The sequence below is a fragment of the Priestia sp. MDV22-iso46 genome (genome assembly GCF_058629175.1).
On record NZ_JBZVWT010000013.1, the window covers coordinates 65,942 to 84,339 of the forward strand.

Consider the following 18,398-nt stretch of genomic DNA (forward strand, 5'->3'; position numbering starts at 1 on the left):
TAAAAATTATGAAAATTTAGATATTTATTTAGAAAAAAAGCCTTTTAGTGCAAATGCAACATTTTGTGGTCTTTCTGCCATACGACGCATAAAATATCCAAACCAGTCATTTCCAAAAGGGACATACACACGCATTTTATAGCCTTCTTTAGCTAAACTCAACTGCATATCGGTTCTAAATCCGTATAGCATTTGAAACTCAAATTGATTATGATTAATGTGATGTTTTTCAGCAAATTCTTTTACTTTTTCGATAATATTATGATCATGAGAGGCAATGGCTGTATAGCTTCCACTTAATAGATGTTCTTCAATAATTCTCATATAATTATTATCTATTTCCTTCTTTTCTTGATAAGCTACTGTAGGAGATTCTTGATAAGCCCCTTTAACTAACCTAAGAGAAATACCTTTTAAGTCTTTTACATCTTGCTCAGCTCGAAATAAATATGCTTGAATAACTGTACCTACGTTATCATAACCATATATTTGACGTAATTCTTTTAAGATATCTAATGTAATTTGGCAATGTGCATAGTCTTCCATATCAATTCGCACAAAATTATTATACTTTTTTGCCGTTTCAAGGATTCGACGCATGTTTTCCAGACAGAAATTTGAATCAATATCTAAACCAAGCTGGGTCAGTTTAACGGATAGATTACACTTTACACCTGATTCCCCTATAGCTTCTAATGTACGCACGTTATACTGTGTTGCTTCTACAGCTTCTTCTCTACTGGATACAAATTCTCCTAAATGATCGAGAGTGCAAACTAACCCCTTTTGATTTAATTGATTTACTTTTCTGATGGCGCTCTCAATTGTGTCCCCCGCCACAACTTGAGAAGCTCCAAATTTAAGACCCCATTTTTTTGCAGCCTTATTTAGTACTCTATTTTGAGAAACATGAAGAAAAACATTTTTTGAAACCTCTGCTAACATGAAAATCCCCCCTAAATATATGTACCTTTTTTTAAAATCGGGACAGCCTCGAAAAGCTGTCCCATTGTTTTTAAAGTGCTGTACTTGTTGTTTTTGCTTGCATGTGCAGGATTAAGTAATCCGGTCCTCCTGCTTTTGAATCAGTTCCAGACATGTTAAATCCACCAAACGGATGATACCCTACAATTGCACCTGTACAACCACGGTTGAAATAAAGATTACCTACATGAAATTCTTCTTTTGCTCTTTCAATATGAGCAGGTGTACTAGAAAGCAACGCACCTGTCAAAGCATAGTCAGTATTATTTGCAATCTCCATCATATGATCGAAATCGCGTGCTTTACAGAAAGCTACTACTGGACCAAAAATCTCTTCTTGCATTAGGCGCGCTTTTTCATCGACATCTGCGAAGATTGTGGGCTGGATGAAGTAACCCTTAGAGTCATCTGCTTCTCCACCTGTCATCAAGCGACCCTCTTCCTTACCAATTTCAATATAAGATAATACTTTGTTATAAGAAGCCTCGTGACTAACAGGTCCCATATAAGTAGATACATCTTCTGGATTCCCTACTTTTAATGTTTTTGTTAATGCAACTGCTTTTTCAAGTACAATGTCATACACATCTTGATGAACCACAGCACGAGAACCTGCTGAACATTTTTGTCCTGAGAAGCCGAATGCAGAGTACACGATAGAAGATGCTGCTAAATCTAAATCTGCATCTTTATCAACAACCACTGTATCTTTTCCACCCATTTCAGCAATAACACGTTTTAACCATTTTTGCCCTGGTTGTACTTTTGATGCTTTTTCATAAATACGGCAACCAACTTCACGAGAACCTGTGAATGAAACAAAACGTGTTTTAGGATGTTGAACTAAATAGTCGCCAATCTCAGGTGTAACGCCTGGAATAAAGTTTAGTACTCCTTTAGGAAGCCCAGCTTCCTCCATTACTTCTACAAATTTCGCTGCTACGACAGGAGTTGCATCAGCAGGTTTTAATAAGATTGTGTTTCCTGTAACGATTGCTGCAGCTGCAGTTCCTGCCATAATAGCTAACGGAAAATTAAATGGAGAAATAATGATTCCTACACCAAGTGGGATATAATTAAATTTATTTTCTTCCCCTTCACGACTTTGTACAGGTACCCCGTCTTTTAACTTCAACATTTGGCGTGCATAAAACTCTAGAAAATCAATAGCTTCTGCTGTATCTGCATCAGCCTCATTCCAAGGCTTACCAGCTTCCTTAACTAAATAGCTTGAGAATTCATGTTTACGACGACGGATAATGTCAGCTGCACGGAATAAAATGTTTGCGCGTACTTCTGGATTTTCTTTTTTCCATGTATTGAATGTAGAAAGAGCTGTTTGCATAGCCTTTTCAGCTAATTCTTGATTCGTTTTAGACACTCGTCCAATAATCTCTACTTTATTTGCTGGGTTAATCGATACAATTTTTTCATCTGTTGTAATTAACTCCTCACCAATAACTAGGGGATAATCTTTTCCAAGTTGGGAGTGTACAGTTTCTAAAGCTTTTTTGAATTCTTTTTTATTTTCTTCAAGCGTGAAGTCTGTAAAAGGCTCGTGTTTATATGCTTTGATTTCTGTAAGAGTTGTTGTCATTGTACTATTCTCTCCCTTAAAAGTTTTAATAGATTTCTAATTTTAAAATCGATGTGTTTCGTAGTACTGGCCAATACTATTATCAATATTTATCAGATAATTAGTTCTAAAAGTTTAAAATAATAAATAAATTTATAATTTTTAGAACATTTACTCTTTACAAGAATGTATTATAAACACCTTTGATGGGTTTTGTACATACTTTTTTACGAAAGTGTTCATTTTTTTATTTTTGAACACTTTTGTTCATACGATAGAATGATTATATTACTTTTAAGGTTTTATGCAAATATATGGTTAGATAATCTGACATATTTTTTATATTTAATATTCAGGTATTCCAGAATGATCTAATAGCTTTCCTAATTGACTATCCCTTTAAAAAACGCTTTCTAATTAAATTAAAACTTTATTTTGATAAAGTTCACCCTTGTACTCATTTGAAACTGTTACAAAACTATTTTCAAATATAATTACAAATAAGAAACTATGAATAAAATTATGTAATATCCTTGCTGCTATAGCTCTTAATAAATTAGATTACAGCAGAAAAGTGATCTTGAAACGTTGATGAATCTTTAACAGAGGATACGAACAATTCCACTAAATTAAAAACTATTGACACTACATTTACTAGCGTCATTATGATAGATAAGTCTTTAACTTACAAATATTATCCAATCATGTAAATATGAAGTTATTTATAGGTTTTAAATTCCCCTAAAGGTAAAAATCACTATAAAATCATCTTCTAGTCAAGTAATTTGGAATAAGGAATATAGAAAGATTCCTCCACTCTAAATACTCTTTTAGTAAAATGATTGTCCTTGGAAATAAGAATGACAGCTATGTCTTAAACACCTTAGTTTTTAACGAGAATTAATCTTGGACTAACTACATTTATTTTTTATAGAAAAGATTTTAATTGGTCTCTAAAATCAAACTTATGTCAACTCAAAAAGAAAAAGCCTGTATCTAAGGAGATACGGGCTTTTTCCCATACTGTTTAAGAATTTGTTCATTTGCCCTTGTTTAGGCCCTTTCGTTACGTATATCGGTTCATAACCAAAGTGCCTTGTGTGAGATACGAATATCTACTTTCAAATTGAGGCAATACGTTTGTTGAAGTCGCTGTTAATTCTTTCAAAACTAATCAGTCCCTTCATAAATTAAGTATTTACCTTCTCACAACAACCAACAATAACATTAGCGTTGTACTATATGTGTACCACATGTTTTAAAGCTAAAACGTTAATCCAACAGATTTTTTATAGTTTTCTCCTTCATATATTAATTAAAGAATCAAACAGATGGTAGTAGTGAATTTCATTTCATATTAAAACCTGTTTATTCTCTATCAAAAAGGGAGTTTCCAGCAATCCCTGGATTAGTCATTTCAAAAGGGTTTAAAATAAGATCAAGCTCTTCTTCTGTTAAAACATCATACCTTAAGCATAATTCACGTACGGATTCACCTTTTAGTATTGCTTCTCGTGCGATTCTAGCAGCCACTTCATATCCAATATGGGGATTAATAGCCGTAATAATACCTACACTTTTTTCTACGTATTCTTTTAAATGTTCTTCATTCGCCTCAATCCCTTGCAGGCAATAATCCGTAAATGTTTGAAAAGCATTATTCATGATGCTAATTGATTGAAGTAAATTAAAAACAAGAACAGGTTCCATAACATTAAGTTCAAGTTGACCTGCTTCAGAAGCTAAACAAATTGTATGATCATTACCGATAACTTGAAAGGCAACCTGATTAATCATCTCTGGCATGACAGGATTAACTTTTCCAGGCATAATAGAAGATCCAGGCTGACGAGCTGGCAAAGTGATTTCTGCTAGTCCTGCACGGGGTCCAGATGCCATTAGACGTAAGTCATTCGCTATTTTCGACATATTTACCATACAAATCTTTAATGCTGCAGAAACTTCTGTATAAGCATCTGTATTTTGAGTCGCGTCTACAAGATGATCGGCATTCTTAAGTGGTAAACCACTGATATTTGCTAGATATCTTACAACATTTTCGATATAACGTGGATCTGCATTTAAACCCGTTCCAACTGCAGTTGCTCCCATATTTACCTCATATAAATGTCCATAAGATTGCTTAATACGTTTCATATCGCGCTCAAGAACACGACTATATGATTCAAATTCTTGACCAAGACGGATTGGAACGGCATCTTGTAGGTGAGTACGTCCCATCTTTATAATAGAATCAAATTGTTCTGCCTTTTTATGAAATACACTGTGCATATAATGCATTGTTTTTAGTAACTTATTTAACAGACTAAGGGTTGCAATATGGATAGCAGTTGGGAATACGTCGTTTGTTGATTGTGACATGTTTACATGACTATTAGGGCTTAAATCGGAATAAGAACCTTTTTTATGACCAAGTAACTCTAAAGCCCTGTTTGCGATAACCTCATTTGCATTCATATTCATTGAGGTCCCTGCACCACCCTGTATTGGATCAACAATAAAATGATCGTTTCTTTTTCCTTCAATAACTTCTTCTGCTGCTTCAATAATTGCATTACCTAACCCATCATATAACCTTTTTGTTTCCATATTAGCAAGAGCAGCAGCCTTTTTAACGATTCCTAATGCTTTAATAAGTTCTGGGTGAATTCGGTATCCTGTTATTGGGAAGTTTTCAACTGCACGTAAAGTTTGAATCCCATAATAAGCATAAGTAGGAACTTCTTTTGTTCCTAGGAAATCTTTTTCAATTCTTACATTTTGTTTTTCAGGCGTTTCGATATTTACCATAACATTGGTCTCCTTCTTTACATAAAAAGAATTTTTTTATGCTACGTCCGATTTTCTAATAGAATCTGTATAATGCTTTGCTTTTTCTTTATCGAATCCGCCTTCCCACTTAGACATCACAATAGCAGCTAATGCGTTACCTACTACGTTGACAGATGTACGAAGCATATCTAAAATGCGATCAATACCAGCAATGAATGCCATACCTTCTAGAGGTAATCCCATTGATCCCAGTGTTGTTAATACAACAACAAATGATGCTCCTGCAACTCCTGCCATTCCCTTGGAAGTCAACATCAACACAAGTAAGAGTGTAATTTGTTCTATGAAAGATAAATGAATGCCATACATTTGTGCGATGAAAAGGGCAGCAATTGCTTGGTAAATGGATGATCCATCAAGGTTAAACGTATATCCTGTCGGAATAACAAATGATGTGACAGCTTTCGGACAACCGAAGTTCTCCATTTTAGTCATTAGCCTTGGCAATACCGCTTCAGAGCTGGCGGTTGTAAACGCTAAAATTAACTCATCTTTTAAGATTTTTATAAGCACTAAAACATTAGTTCCAGCCATTTTTGCAATAATACCTAATACTACAAAAACAAAGAAAATCATGGTCAGATATATAACGAGTACTAGCTTTCCTAAAGGGATTAATGAACCAATTCCAAATTTGGCTACATTGACACCGATTAATGCAAATACGCCAAATGGAGCAAATTTCATTACCAAATTTGTCATCCAAAACATGGATTCTAATACACCCTCAAAGAAATTCAAAACAGGTTTACCTTTTTCTCCAATCGCTGCAACTCCTAGACCAAATAAGACTGAGAAAAAGATGATCGCTAATAAATTCCCCTCAGTTAGAGATTGAAAGATATTAGTTGGTATAATATGAACGATTTGAGCTGCTACACCTGCACTCTCAGTTGTTTTAGATGTTTCTTCATATTTGGATATATCACCTTTCTCAAGGTTCCCCATATCTATACCAGTACCTGGATGAAATATATTTGCAGCTAATAAACCAATAGCAAGTGCAATTGTGGTAACGATTTCAAAATAAAGAATCGTTTTTCCACCTAGCTTGCCGAGCTTTTTAATATCGCCTACGCCAGCTATAGATACGATGAGTGCGGATACAACGATAGGAATGACAATCATTTTAATGAGGTGAAGAAAAATATCCCCTAAAGGTTGAAGAATGGCCATCGCTGTACTATTTCCATAAAAAACAGCACCTACCGCAACCCCAAACGCAAGACCAATAAAAATCTGTGTAGCTAATCCGAATTTTCTCATGTTGTAACCCCTTTCATTTCCTATTACATTAAAACAAGATATTCATTTTTTGTTGTAATGTAAGGTTAAGCCTAGTCTATAATATCGTCTACAAAATACAACAGAAATCTACGGGAACACACAAAAGGTAAATAAAGTATTTATAAGATTTAATATTTTTTTGAACTATGCATAGCCAACTTTTACGTTATAGTTGCAAGGTGTTCCAAAATGGAAGAGACGTGTATAATTGGGCATGTTCCCCCCCCTCTCATAGACATATCACGGTTATTAGGACAAGCAAACTACAAAAAACGAAGTGAATCGGTTTTCTATACACAGTGCCAACTTGAAAATGATTGTATCTATGTGTGAGAGGTTAGATCTTTTACCTCCTTCTGTATATTAATCTATAAAACTAACTAAACTAATAACATATTCCCCTATTTCAATAAATTTGAAAATCCTTTGCTACTTATAGCAAAGGATTCTTTTTTGCTTATTAATATTCATTAAAATATTCTTGTATTTTTTTAGGATCTTTTGTTTTAGTTAGAGCAAGCATTAAGAGAATACGCGCTTTCTGAGGATTCAACGAATCAGACGTGACAAACTTATCTTTATCATCTGAAGCTTCATGAGTCACAGTCCCATTACCAGCACGGCTAGATCTAGTAATGATTACCCCCTTTTTAACAGCATCTTTAGCTCCTGATAAAGCTGCATCAGACATTGACCCATTTCCGGATCCTGCTACTACTATTCCTTTTGCCCCTGCTTTTACAGCAGCATCATAAAGGTATCTATTATCATTTTGGTATGTATAAAGAATGTCTATTTGAGGAAGTTTATCAAGTTTTGAAACATTAAAAATTGATTTTGTCGTATGTTTACGAGTAGGTTCATTATAAAACAATACCTTACCCCCAGCAACTTCTCCAACATATCCTTGTTCAGGAGATTTAAACGTATCTGTTGCTGTTGTATTTGTTTTTGTTATGTAGCGAGCTGCACCAATTCGGTCATTCAGAGTTACTAAAACCCCTTTATTTTTCGCTTCTTTACTAGAAGCAATCTCCACTGCGTTGTATAAGTTTAATGGACCGTCTGCGCTTATAGCCGTAGCTGGTCTCATTGAACCAACAATAACAACAGGTTTTTCACTTTTTACTACAAGATTTAGAAAGTAGGCCGTCTCTTCCAAAGTGTCTGTTCCATGTGTCACTACAATTCCATCAACATCCTTAGATGCTAATAAAGTATTAATTCGTTTTGCTAACTTTAATAAAGTTGAATTATCCATATTTTCACTTCCGATATTTGCAATCTGTTCTCCACTAACATCTGCTAGTTTTTTCATCTGAGGAACAGCCTTTATTAACGTTTCAACACCAAGAGCTCCTGCCTTATATCCAGTTGTAGCTGTATCACTATCAGAGGAACCTGCAATTGTACCACCAGTAGCTAAAATTTTTATATTAGGTAAATCTTTTTTTTCCGAATGGTTTACGACTGTTTTGGCATTATTGGTTGTTGCATCAGCAGATAGGCCAATTCCTGAAAATAATAATGCAGCAGATAAAATGGTTATTCCTAAGTTTTTTTTTAGTTTCATAGTTAGCTGTCTCCTTTATGTAGAAAATTTGTAAGTAATATAATACTAATAATATGGAAGCAATTTTTCTCTATAGTTAGTTGTCCATTAGAAATTCCTCCATCAAAGTATAATTAATAAAAATATAGATACAATTAAGCGTTTTCATTTTCTTCTAACAAGAACATAGCTTTAATCTATAATAGGAACTACATAATCATACAGAAAACAACAAAAAAATTATAAATTTCTAAAATTAAATTTGATAATTTATGTAAAATAGAGTAAGAAAATCATTAAAGGTTTAACCAAATGAGGTTAAGTGAGCTAATTGATGTTCGTTTTACATAAAATAATTTCACCTTCACTTTTTGTGGTAATCTAATAAAAGTCAACTAGAAAAGAATGATCAACATGGAAGAAAAACAGCAGCAAGAAATCGATTTTAACAAAGTGTATGAATACGCTGAATTTCCGGATAAAGTGAGTGGTCGATGCGACAATTGCAACTCAGCTTACTTCAAAAGTTCCGTAAAAGGTGGCGTTTTCTTACGTGAATGCAGGGAATGTGGCATGAAGAAAAGCATTTAGTTGGTAAGGGTTGAAAGGGATGGGGAAATGAGAGATATTTGGGATGATGGATACAGTCAATCAAAAAAATTAACAGAAGAAATGGTCAACGAAGCAGAAAAGAAGTTGGGTGTGAAGTTACCAAGATCCTATATTGAGTTATGTAAAATACAGAATGGTGGCAATTTAAAGTATTGTGACTATCCTACCTCTGTTCCAACAAATTGGGCAAACGATCATGTAAACGTTCCTGAAATTTATGGAATAGGAAAAGAAGGCATCTTATCCAGTGATTATTATATAGAAGAATGGGACTTACCTAAAGATATTGTTCTACTATGTGGAGAGGGACATTGGTGGATTGCATTTGATTATCGGAATACAAAAGATACTCCTCCTATAATTTATATGGATCTAGAATGGGGAGAAGACACACTTATTTTTGAATTGGCTCCTGATTTTGAAACCTTCGTAAATGGCTTATTTATTTATAAAAATGAAGAATGACTACATTTATACAACAAAAAGGAACTGGCAATCAATTGTCGGTTCTTTTTTATTGTTTTCGTATGATTTGATTCACCAAGCTCCCACTGATTCTCCTTTAGTCATCGGAACCTCTTTGGACCTCATCCATATTGAGGTATATATGACTCTGTCCCCTAAGAACGTTCTAAATGGTTTCATTATCCTTTATTCTCAGTGATTCAGAATCTTTAACATTATAAAGGGTATTTACACTTGTTAACAATCATAAGTGTATGAATACGCTGAATTTCCGGATAAGGTTAGTGGCAGATGCGACCACTGCAACTCAGCTTACTTCAAAAGTTCTGTAAAAGGTGGGATTTTCTTACGTGAATGCCGGGAATGTGGAATGAAGAAGAGCATTTAAGGGGACCTATCGCATAGCAGCCAATATTATAAAAACAGGTCATTTGATGGTGATAAGTATCACTAAGTGACCTGTTTACTTTTTTCTTATTTATATTTCTCCAAGGATTAAATGGGAACCTCATTTAATCTTGAACTTCCACACCTGGCCAAGTCATTAAACTCGTCTACTGTTATGTTATTAACTACGCATAGCTGGTTCGGTTGTTCTCCATAAATCAAATCATATCTAATATCGTTCATAATTGACGCACTCAAATTTAAAGAATGATCTATATTTAATCTCCTATAAATTTAATCCAAATCTCTTTAATTCAATGAAGATACTTTCCAATCGTTTCCCTTTTTCCGTTAACGTATATTCCACACGAGGAGGGACCTCTGGAAATACCTTTCTTTCCACTATCCCATGATTCTCCAGTTCCTTAAGGCGTAATGAAAGTGTTTTTGGACTAATTCCATCCATTGATTTCAACAAATCACGGAATCGCATCGTTCCTTCGATAAGCAGATCCCGAATAATTAAAAAGGTCCATTTAGTACCGATCACGTCAAGCGTTTTAGCAATGGGGCAAGGCTCCCCTGATGTTCCTTTGGTTAGTACAACCGGCTCAATAGCACTCATCTGACACATCCTTCCTAAAAAATTTTTTTGGCTAATTTTCCTTATCATATCACAATAGTATACTTTCAGAAACTTTATGAAATAAATATCACTACTTCCCTAAAGAAACTTACTATACATATAATATCGGTGAGCCTATTATTCTAACACTACATTGAGGAGGTGATCAAAGTTAGTGCGAGCAATCAACCAATCACACTGCCCTTATTGCTCATTACTCTCTTAATCAGTACTTTTGCTATTGGTACTACATATTTTGTCATCATTGATATTCTTCCAAATGTAGCAGAAGATTTGAATGTTACCTTAGCGCAGCAAGGTTATTGGTTACGTCGTTCAGCTGGTCCCTGAATCGAGGAGAGGAAACGTATCCTGCATTAGCTGAGCTTGAATAAATCTGCGTAACTGCAAATTATGTATAAACGTTTATTGATGGAGAGGCACTTTAGAAAAAAGCACAATATCTCATTCCCTTGGGGCTTTCATTGCAAGTCCACACTTAGGGAGCAAGATTCGCAGCCTATATCAAAACATTTGAGGAGAAAATATGATGAGTTTACAAAAAAGAACGATTCGATCGGTAGTTAGTATTACCATAGCCCTCGGGGTAACACTCATGAGCGCCGCATGTACCAAGACCAATACTGACTATAAACCTACTAAAACAGCTCATGCAGACATTCAACTATTAAAGGATTTACCTCAACCAAAATCGATGACAGTCGATCCGTCATTGAAATCAAAAGAAGCTACGGCCATGGTTCAAACCGCCCAGCGTTTTTACGGGTTCTGGAATACTGGCAATGAGGATCTTATTTCACAAGCCGTTGCCTCTAGCTTCTTTGATAACACATTGCCGAAGGGAAGACCTCAAGGTCCGGAGGGACTGACCTTCGCTTCTCGCAACTTTCGTAAAGCTGTTCCTGATTTACGCTGTACTATTGAGGATTTAGTGGTATCTGATGACAAGGCTACAGCTCGTCTCTCATTCACCGGGACATACAAGGGTGAGTTTATGGGGAAAACGCCAACAGGGAAGCCTGTTCATTTCTTTGCCATTGATATTTTGCATATCAGGAATGGGAAAATCGTTGAGGATTGGCACTTAGAGGATAATCTTACATTAATGCAACAGCTCGGAGTAGTATCTAAAAATTGAAGATCAACGGATTTTTAAAAGATTACAGAATTAAAGGGGACGGAAAAAGTTGAAAAATATACTTGTTATTAACGGCCATCAGAAATATAGTTCAGCGAAAGGGACTTTGAACCAAACATTGATGAACAAAATGATCAGTTTGTTAAGTGAAAAGAACAATATTAAAACAACAAATATTCAAAATGGATATAAAGTCGAAGAAGAACAACAAAAGTTTTTATGGGCTGATATTATTATTTACCAAACACCTATCTATTGGTTCAGTGTCCCAGGCTTATTGAAGACGTATATGGATGAAGTTTATGCTTATGGCTTATTTTTTAAGGGTGCTGATCAATATGGAAGAGGTGGGTTATTGACCGAAAAGAAATATATGTTTTCGACTACCTGGAATGCTCCCGAACAAGCATTTAACGATCCAACTCAATTTTTTGAAGGGAACAGCTTAGAAGATACATTAAGTCATTTACATCGTGTACAGAAATTCCTCGGAATGAAACCTTTAAAGAGTTTCACTTGTTATGATGTAATTAAAAATCCGAATATTGAAAAATTTGTATTCGAACTTGATATACATCTGAAAGAAGTATTGGATTTTTAATCTATTAAGTAAAATCATGAGGAGGTAAAAACATGTTAAAAGGTAAAAAAATTGTGATTATCGGTGGAAGCTCAGGGATTGGTTTTGAAACAGCTAAACAAGTAATAGCTCAAGGAGCAGAAGTAATTATTGCTAGCCGTTCCAAAAATAAATTACAGAATGCAAAAGAGCAACTAGGAGCTAGCGCCACGGCTTTTATACTAGATACAACTCAAGAACAGCAAGTTCAATCTTTCTTTGAAAAAGTCGGCCAGTTCGACCACCTTGTGGTGAGCGCGGCAGAAACATCCGGTGGGTCATTCCTACACACAAATACAGCCCAAGCCCGGCAATTGTTTGAAAACAAATTTTGGGGTCAATACTACGCAGCTAAATATGGTGCTCCAAAAATTTTACCACACGGTTCGATTACTTTATTCTCTGGGGTGGTAGCCTACAAATCGATGGTTGGTTCGTCAATTCTAGGTGCAGTCAATGCCGCCGTTTCGAATTTAGGTCAGACCTTGGCATTAGAACTTGCTCCGATCCGAGTGAACATCATTTCACCCGGTATCATTGATACACCTTCCCGCAGCAAAATGCCAGAAGAAACCCGTAACCATTTCTATGCTACGGTGGGAAACAAACTTCCTGTGAAACGAATAGGAAGAGCTGAAGACGTTGCACAAAGCGTACTATACTTGCTCCAAAATAGTTTTGTGACTGGAACCGTTCTTCATGTGGAAGGCGGTCACATTTTATCTTAATAATGTTAAGAAGACATATGTCAAACAGCCGTTATCCCACGAGGGATTTACGGCTTTACTAAAGAAGATTTTAAAGGGATTAGTGAAAAAGGAGCTTATTTTCTTTCTAATTAGAATACCTTCCCATGCACATCAAGACAAGGAAAAATCCTGTCCTCAAAACATAAAAAACGCTATTCTTTTTGTAGAATCAATCTGGAACATACAATTTGTCATGTTCCCACTAAACCTCATCACGTTCTACTTTAGTCGTTGGCACATCATTGGATCTCTCGTCCATTTGATGAAAAAGATAAGCGACTAAGCCCGTCTCCAGCATATAAAAACCAAACACCTCTTACATCACTACCTACTCCCCACCTACTGCAGTAAGGGTTCTTTTTTATTTTTTGAATGGCCAGGCAAGCTTACTGCAGTAGCTACATAGTATCTAAAGAATTACGACTTCATTACCTAATCAGTAGCTAATTCAGTAACGTTACCGCGTTGTTAGAAAAGATAGATTTTCACGAATGAGTTGTTAACTGTCGTAAATTTCGAAGAGCAACAAAACCTGCTTTAGTTCCATTACCAACTAGAACTAAAGCAGTACATACTCCAAATGTTGCTAGATTTGAATGAGCAATCAATTGGGCAGAACAAAAACGAATATTACTTCTTGCAAGTTCAACGACTTTTACCTCATATTTGAAATCACTAACTTTATAATTACCATACGAGTGTCCTGTTCTAGGTAACCCCTCTCCGTTATCTAAAAACATGTTAGTTGAACTAGAATAAGATTTCATATGCAAATTTATAAGTTTGTCCAAATCTTGACTACAGTTAATTGTTTTTTCGTCTAAAAGTCCATAATTGCTACCTAAATCAATTAATTCTTTCCTTTTTTTCACAATACACTTTTGTAAGTCTTTTATTTGACCTACTGGATTGACTACCATTAACATAGCTTTTTCTCACCTCATCGGAATTTTTCATCTCTAGGAAATTTAGTAGGTCCATAATAAAAAGATAGAGCCAACAAAAAATATTATGAGCAATATAAGATAGAATGAAAACGTTTTCTAAAAAACATATCAAAAAATTACAATAAAACACAAAAACTGTAGACATTAATGAGGTAGTCCAGTCGAAAAATTATATATTTTTAGTTAGCATCATCAACATTAATAGAAGCCAAATTCTTTATATATAAAGAATTTGGCTTCTATTTTTATCAAAAAAATGATTAATATGTTTATTTAATAATAAAAATCAAATTAATTCGGTTTGGTTAGTTAAATAAGAATATGCAGTAATCATTATCCCGTTAGTAGGATATCATTTAATAAAGCTAGTTCTACTTTAAAAGGATCGTTAACTTTTCTAAGCTCACAATAACCAGAACTATAAATATGAATAATCTTAAATCGTTTACCGCGATAGAAAACTTCTTTATTAATTGACATACCTTCCCTCCAGATTCATTATTACAGTTTTTTCAACATATTAACCATTTTTCTTATTTGAAATTTATCTGGAATAAAATTAAGTTACTGTTCCCTTTTTTATATGTTTTAAAACATAAATTCAAATAAATTTTAAAATATACTTATTTATGGACATACTTTTTACCCCTTTGAACAAACTACTCAAGACGCCGTGAGGCATCACACCAAATTTCCTATTCTAAACAGGGAAAACTACTGAACAGGAGCAGTAGTTTTTTCTTTTTGTTCTATCCAACTATGCTATCGCCTTGGAAGAGAGGAATAAAATTTAAAATTACTCTTGTTTAGCAGACAGAAGGTTCACTCATTGGATATTTTGTGCAAAATTAGTTATGACTTTTAATATTGTTTAATTTATAATAAAAAGGAAAAAATTATGGATTATTTGTTCTGAGAAGGCGCCATCTTAGGAACAAACTAATACGTAGATTATACAAAATTAGTTTTCTTGGGGAGAAACAACGATGAATCTTACACACAATAATTCAGAAGGTACAAAAAGAGAAGAAGGACAAAAGCAGTTGCTTGAAAGAAACCTTGAAGCTCATAGAAGTAGAAAATGGATAATCAATTTTATTTGTGCTATATCCCTACTTGTAGCTATACTTTGTTTCTGCTTTCACGTACCGCAATCTGTAATTATAACTGTAACTTTACTGTTTATATGTACAATCATCAAAATCGTACATAAAACGTTAGATAAAAAAATAGAGTTGCGCTTAAAACGCGTTAAACAGGAGCAAAGAAAGAGCATTTTCAAGGTAAATAAACCTTAAAATCCTTTCTATAAGTTTCTAATGATTAACATTGACTTATCTCGAAGGCTATCTATTTTGCTATAGTTGGACTTAAGGTCATCTAAATAGTTTTTTTACTATTGTACTTTAGTATCAGGATAAAGGAATTTGGTCTATAATAAGAGATGACGTTGTTTTCCGACATGAACTCGTCACCTCTTTAAGAGCATCTATTTTTATAATAGCTGTTTAGAAATATCAACGTAGCAAAAGGCACTTGCATATAGCAAGTGCCTTTTATAATTTAAGTAAATTACTAAAACGATCATTTACCTACATTTTATCAATTATATAACTTTATCTAAAAGAGAATTATTTTTTTGATGTGTTATTTTAACAGAAGTACTTAAGAGCTTTTAGCTTTTAATTTTTTATCATTATTAATAATGAAGAAAGAAAGGTACCTGATGGGCACTTTATTACGTTATAAAGCATGAAATAGAAAGAACCTATACAGTCATGGTATACTAATAACAAACATGGAGATGATGGAGGACATTATGACGAAACGATTAGATTTACGTGTCGACTTTGCGTTTAAATCGTTATTTGGCACACATGGAAATGAATCTATTTTAGCTGCTTTTTTAAATGCAGCGCTTCGTTTTCCAGATGAGAAAAAAATTCAGACGGTTCAGTTATTAGATCCTCATTTTAATAAAGAAAACCAAGAAGATAAACGTTCAATTTTAGATGTACACGCGCAGTTAGAAGATGGAAGTCGTGTCAACATTGAAATTCAACTTAATAATAAACATGACATGGAAAAACGAACGCTCTATTACTGGTCCAAAATGTATAGTAGTCAAATGAAAGAAGGCATGGACTATGGAGAGCTTTGTAAAACGATTACCATCAACATTATCAACTTCCGTTATTTATCGCATATCACGGATTATCATTCCACCTTTCAGTTATATGAGCGAGAACAGAAATTACTCTTAACCGATATGCTGGAAATTCATTTTATGGAGCTACCTAAGCTATTAATTAAGTGGCGTCACAGAGAGGTAGATCCACGAGAAGATCAACTTGTGCGATGGTTATTATTACTTGAAGCATCTGAAGATGAAGAAATCACTCAGGTATTGGAGGAGATTGCAATGCAAGAAGATCAGGTATTGAAAAAGGCAATAGATGAATGGGAACGTGTCAGTCAAGACCCAGAAGTGTTATTAGCGTATGAGGCCCGAAAAAAGGCATTATTAGATGAAAAATCAGCTTTAAAAAGAGCTGAAAACCTTGGGAAAATAGAAGGAGAGAGAATTGGAGTAGAAAAAACCATTAAAACTATGGCTTTGGGTATGATTCATAAAGGAATAGACAATGAAACGATAAGTGACCTTACAGGTCTTTCACAAGAGGAAATCAATAATCTTCGACGCCAGTGAAATTAATAATAAAAAGATTACCTATTAGATAATAAGGTAATCTTTATTTTTTTGCTATTCCTAATTTCAAAAATTAAGTTACTATCCTTGAGTTTTTGGTTCTGGTACAAAACTATTTGATGGAGATGTAGAACCTCCATGACCTGTTCAATTACAGATTATCATGCAATTCCAAATAGCTTATATATGAACTTGAATCCATTTTTGATAGACTTCACCTGGATGTAGGGCTCGTCGACTAAATAGTAAATGCAGAAATGAAATTTTGTTCTTGAGAAACGAGATTTAAACTGGATAATAAATAATCATACTTAATCGAGTTAATGTTTTACCACTATTATAATAAGAATGAGGCCTGTCAGCTCTAAACCTAATAGCGTTCCCCCTATTTACTATATACTCATTGCTATTTACCCTTATAGTGAGTTCTCCTTCAAAGACAGTTATGAACTCTTCCGTTCCTTCTCTATGCGAATCAGCCTCTAGGGATCCTCCTTCTTCTATCTCTACAGAATAAACTTCAAAGCGTCTATCGTCCTCAAAAGGAAAATAAGGATAAACCCGATATTTCCCGTTATCTTCAGAGAATATTTGAATTTCATTTTTTGAAATGACTTTTGTATCTGGTTGCGGATTATTTATTAATGAAGTAAAAGAAATTTTTAATCCATTGGCTATTTTCCAAATGGTTGTAATTGTAGGACTTGATTCTCCTCTTTCAATTTGTCCTATCATAGTCTTACTTACTCCAGTTAATTCTGAGACTCTTTCGAGACTTAATTTCTTACTTTCTCTAAATCCCTTCAAATTTTTAGCGACAATAAGATTTATTTCCTCCATAATTACACTCCTATAGATATGTACAATATAACGACTGTATTGTAAAATAAAAAGCACGACGTTATATTGTCCTTTTTGAACATTATAATATACATATTAGAGGAGGTTCAAATATGCCAGTATTATCATTCTTGCTATATGTCTTTGTAACCAGCTTTACCCCTGGTCCTAATAATATTATGGCCATGTTATTCGCTAACAAATATGGTTTGAAAAAGACATTAAAGTTTTGTGTAGGAGTAGGTGCAGGTTTCCTTATAGTCATGTTGTTGTGTAGTTATCTTAATCTTTTACTCAAGAATTTTATTCCGAAAATTGAATTTTTTATGACTATCCTAGGTGCAGGTTATATGATGTATCTAGCTATAAAAATTATTCGTAGTAAAGGGGATAATGAAAATAACAATGAAGACCGGAATAACAGTTTTTTCATGGGGATGATCTTACAATTTATAAATCCAAAAGGCATTTTATATGGTATAACAGCTATAGCAACCTTCATCCTTCCATATCACAATTCAAACTTTAGCTTACTAATGTATTCGCTATTTCTAGCTCTTATTGGTTTTATGAGTACATTCTGTTGGAGTTTATTTGGTTCATTTTTTCAAAAATTCCTCTCAAAGTATAGAAGTCAGTTTAATGTAGTTATGGCTTTATTATTAATGTATAGTGCAGTCTCAATTCTTATAAAATAAGTTTCTGATTTATATTAAAAATAAAGTTTAATCTTGGAAGAATTTTAACGTTGTAAATATTCATTTCGTTAAAGAGTTATACTCGCGTTATGCAAAATAACAACGCTCTATCGATCGTTATAACGTATATAATGGACTTTATTGTTATGTAAAAACTGGGCATTGCTATCTTATAAACAATGACATCAATAGAAGCTTTTTTTCATACTATATTTTGGGGGTGAATAAATGGCAAGAGTAAGTTATCGAAGTGCAGACATTAACTTAATGGCAAGGATGATGCGAGCAGAAGCTGAAGGTGAAGGAAGACTAGGGATGTTATATGTCGGAAATGT

The 18,398-nt window shown here is 34.1% G+C and carries 18 protein-coding genes and 1 pseudogene; 10 read left to right on the plus strand and 9 right to left on the minus strand.

All coding sequences use genetic code 11. From position 1 onward, the window contains the following. Positions 1-24 precede the first annotated feature (24 nt). The 5 genes from AC4NPH_RS28215 to AC4NPH_RS28235 all read right to left on the minus strand — a co-directional run bounded on the left by AC4NPH_RS28215 (position 25) and on the right by AC4NPH_RS28235 (position 8,273). Entirely contained in the window at positions 25-945 is a 921-nt protein-coding gene (locus AC4NPH_RS28215) for a proline dehydrogenase family protein (protein WP_097813431.1), read from the minus strand. 70 nt (positions 946-1,015) lie between these two features. Further along, a complete protein-coding gene (pruA, locus tag AC4NPH_RS28220; protein ID WP_098315521.1) occupies positions 1,016-2,581 on the minus strand; it encodes an L-glutamate gamma-semialdehyde dehydrogenase in 1,566 nt (521 codons plus the stop codon). 1,347 nt (positions 2,582-3,928) lie between these two features. Beyond that, entirely contained in the window at positions 3,929-5,371 is a 1,443-nt protein-coding gene (aspA, locus tag AC4NPH_RS28225) for an aspartate ammonia-lyase (RefSeq protein WP_098315522.1), read from the minus strand. Positions 5,372-5,407: 36 nt separating this feature from the next. Beyond that, positions 5,408-6,679 (minus strand): cation:dicarboxylate symporter family transporter, encoded by a 1,272-nt coding sequence (locus AC4NPH_RS28230; protein WP_097826877.1) that lies wholly within the window; start codon positions 6,677-6,679, stop codon positions 5,408-5,410. 481 nt (positions 6,680-7,160) lie between these two features. Next, a complete protein-coding gene (locus tag AC4NPH_RS28235; protein ID WP_098315435.1) occupies positions 7,161-8,273 on the minus strand; it encodes a type II asparaginase in 1,113 nt (370 codons plus the stop codon). A 393-nt stretch (positions 8,274-8,666) separates the two neighbouring features. Here AC4NPH_RS28235 and AC4NPH_RS28240 point away from each other — a divergent pair, with 393 nt between their 5' ends. The 3 genes from AC4NPH_RS28240 to AC4NPH_RS28250 all read left to right on the plus strand — a co-directional run bounded on the left by AC4NPH_RS28240 (position 8,667) and on the right by AC4NPH_RS28250 (position 9,717). Continuing rightward, positions 8,667-8,843, plus strand: coding sequence for a DUF8096 family protein (locus AC4NPH_RS28240; RefSeq protein WP_097813522.1), 177 nt, complete (start codon positions 8,667-8,669; stop codon positions 8,841-8,843). A gap of 27 nt (positions 8,844-8,870) precedes the next feature. Next, positions 8,871-9,329: an SMI1/KNR4 family protein gene (locus AC4NPH_RS28245; protein ID WP_057275036.1), complete on the plus strand. Its 459-nt coding sequence runs from the start codon at positions 8,871-8,873 to the stop codon at positions 9,327-9,329. A 250-nt stretch (positions 9,330-9,579) separates the two neighbouring features. Continuing rightward, on the plus strand, positions 9,580-9,717 hold the full coding sequence (locus tag AC4NPH_RS28250; protein ID WP_491939316.1) for a DUF8096 family protein: 138 nt from the start codon (positions 9,580-9,582) through the stop codon (positions 9,715-9,717). Between the two features lie 285 nt (positions 9,718-10,002). Here the strand turns inward: AC4NPH_RS28250 and AC4NPH_RS28255 are convergent, their stop codons facing one another. Further along, entirely contained in the window at positions 10,003-10,341 is a 339-nt protein-coding gene (locus AC4NPH_RS28255; RefSeq protein WP_029324137.1) for a winged helix-turn-helix transcriptional regulator, read from the minus strand. A 547-nt stretch (positions 10,342-10,888) separates the two neighbouring features. On the opposite strand from AC4NPH_RS28255, the gene AC4NPH_RS28260 reads away from it, so the two are divergent. From AC4NPH_RS28260 to AC4NPH_RS28270, 3 genes are read left to right on the plus strand one after another with little or no spacing between them, the layout of a single operon-like run. Further along, positions 10,889-11,500: an ester cyclase gene (locus AC4NPH_RS28260; RefSeq protein ID WP_097813520.1), complete on the plus strand. Its 612-nt coding sequence runs from the start codon at positions 10,889-10,891 to the stop codon at positions 11,498-11,500. Positions 11,501-11,549: 49 nt separating this feature from the next. Then, positions 11,550-12,101: an NAD(P)H-dependent oxidoreductase gene (locus AC4NPH_RS28265; RefSeq protein ID WP_097813519.1), complete on the plus strand. Its 552-nt coding sequence runs from the start codon at positions 11,550-11,552 to the stop codon at positions 12,099-12,101. Between the two features lie 32 nt (positions 12,102-12,133). Continuing rightward, entirely contained in the window at positions 12,134-12,847 is a 714-nt protein-coding gene (locus AC4NPH_RS28270; protein WP_097813518.1) for an SDR family oxidoreductase, read from the plus strand. Between the two features lie 506 nt (positions 12,848-13,353). Here AC4NPH_RS28270 and AC4NPH_RS28275 read toward each other — a convergent pair. Both AC4NPH_RS28275 and AC4NPH_RS28280 read right to left on the minus strand, forming a co-directional pair. Further along, the gene (locus AC4NPH_RS28275; RefSeq protein WP_029324119.1) at positions 13,354-13,794 is read right to left on the minus strand and encodes an aspartyl-phosphate phosphatase Spo0E family protein; all 441 of its coding nucleotides are present in this window, start codon (positions 13,792-13,794) and stop codon (positions 13,354-13,356) included. Between the two features lie 354 nt (positions 13,795-14,148). Then, positions 14,149-14,295 (minus strand): hypothetical protein, encoded by a 147-nt coding sequence (locus tag AC4NPH_RS28280; protein WP_013060133.1) that lies wholly within the window; start codon positions 14,293-14,295, stop codon positions 14,149-14,151. Positions 14,296-14,801: 506 nt separating this feature from the next. On the opposite strand from AC4NPH_RS28280, the gene AC4NPH_RS28285 reads away from it, so the two are divergent. Then, the gene (locus AC4NPH_RS28285; protein ID WP_491939317.1) at positions 14,802-15,113 is read left to right on the plus strand and encodes a hypothetical protein; all 312 of its coding nucleotides are present in this window, start codon (positions 14,802-14,804) and stop codon (positions 15,111-15,113) included. 521 nt (positions 15,114-15,634) lie between these two features. Continuing rightward, positions 15,635-16,525, plus strand: coding sequence for an Rpn family recombination-promoting nuclease/putative transposase (locus tag AC4NPH_RS28290; protein WP_098315433.1), 891 nt, complete (start codon positions 15,635-15,637; stop codon positions 16,523-16,525). 285 nt (positions 16,526-16,810) lie between these two features. Here AC4NPH_RS28290 and AC4NPH_RS28295 read toward each other — a convergent pair whose 3' ends face one another. Further along, complete coding sequence (locus AC4NPH_RS28295) at positions 16,811-17,365, minus strand: helix-turn-helix domain-containing protein (protein WP_029325551.1); 555 nt, start codon at positions 17,363-17,365, stop codon at positions 16,811-16,813. 113 nt (positions 17,366-17,478) lie between these two features. Here AC4NPH_RS28295 and AC4NPH_RS28300 point away from each other — a divergent pair, with 113 nt between their 5' ends. After that, positions 17,479-18,063: a LysE family transporter gene (locus tag AC4NPH_RS28300; protein ID WP_029325552.1), complete on the plus strand. Its 585-nt coding sequence runs from the start codon at positions 17,479-17,481 to the stop codon at positions 18,061-18,063. Between the two features lie 228 nt (positions 18,064-18,291). Continuing rightward, positions 18,292-18,398, plus strand: a pseudogene (locus tag AC4NPH_RS28305) (cell wall hydrolase); the annotation flags it as partial.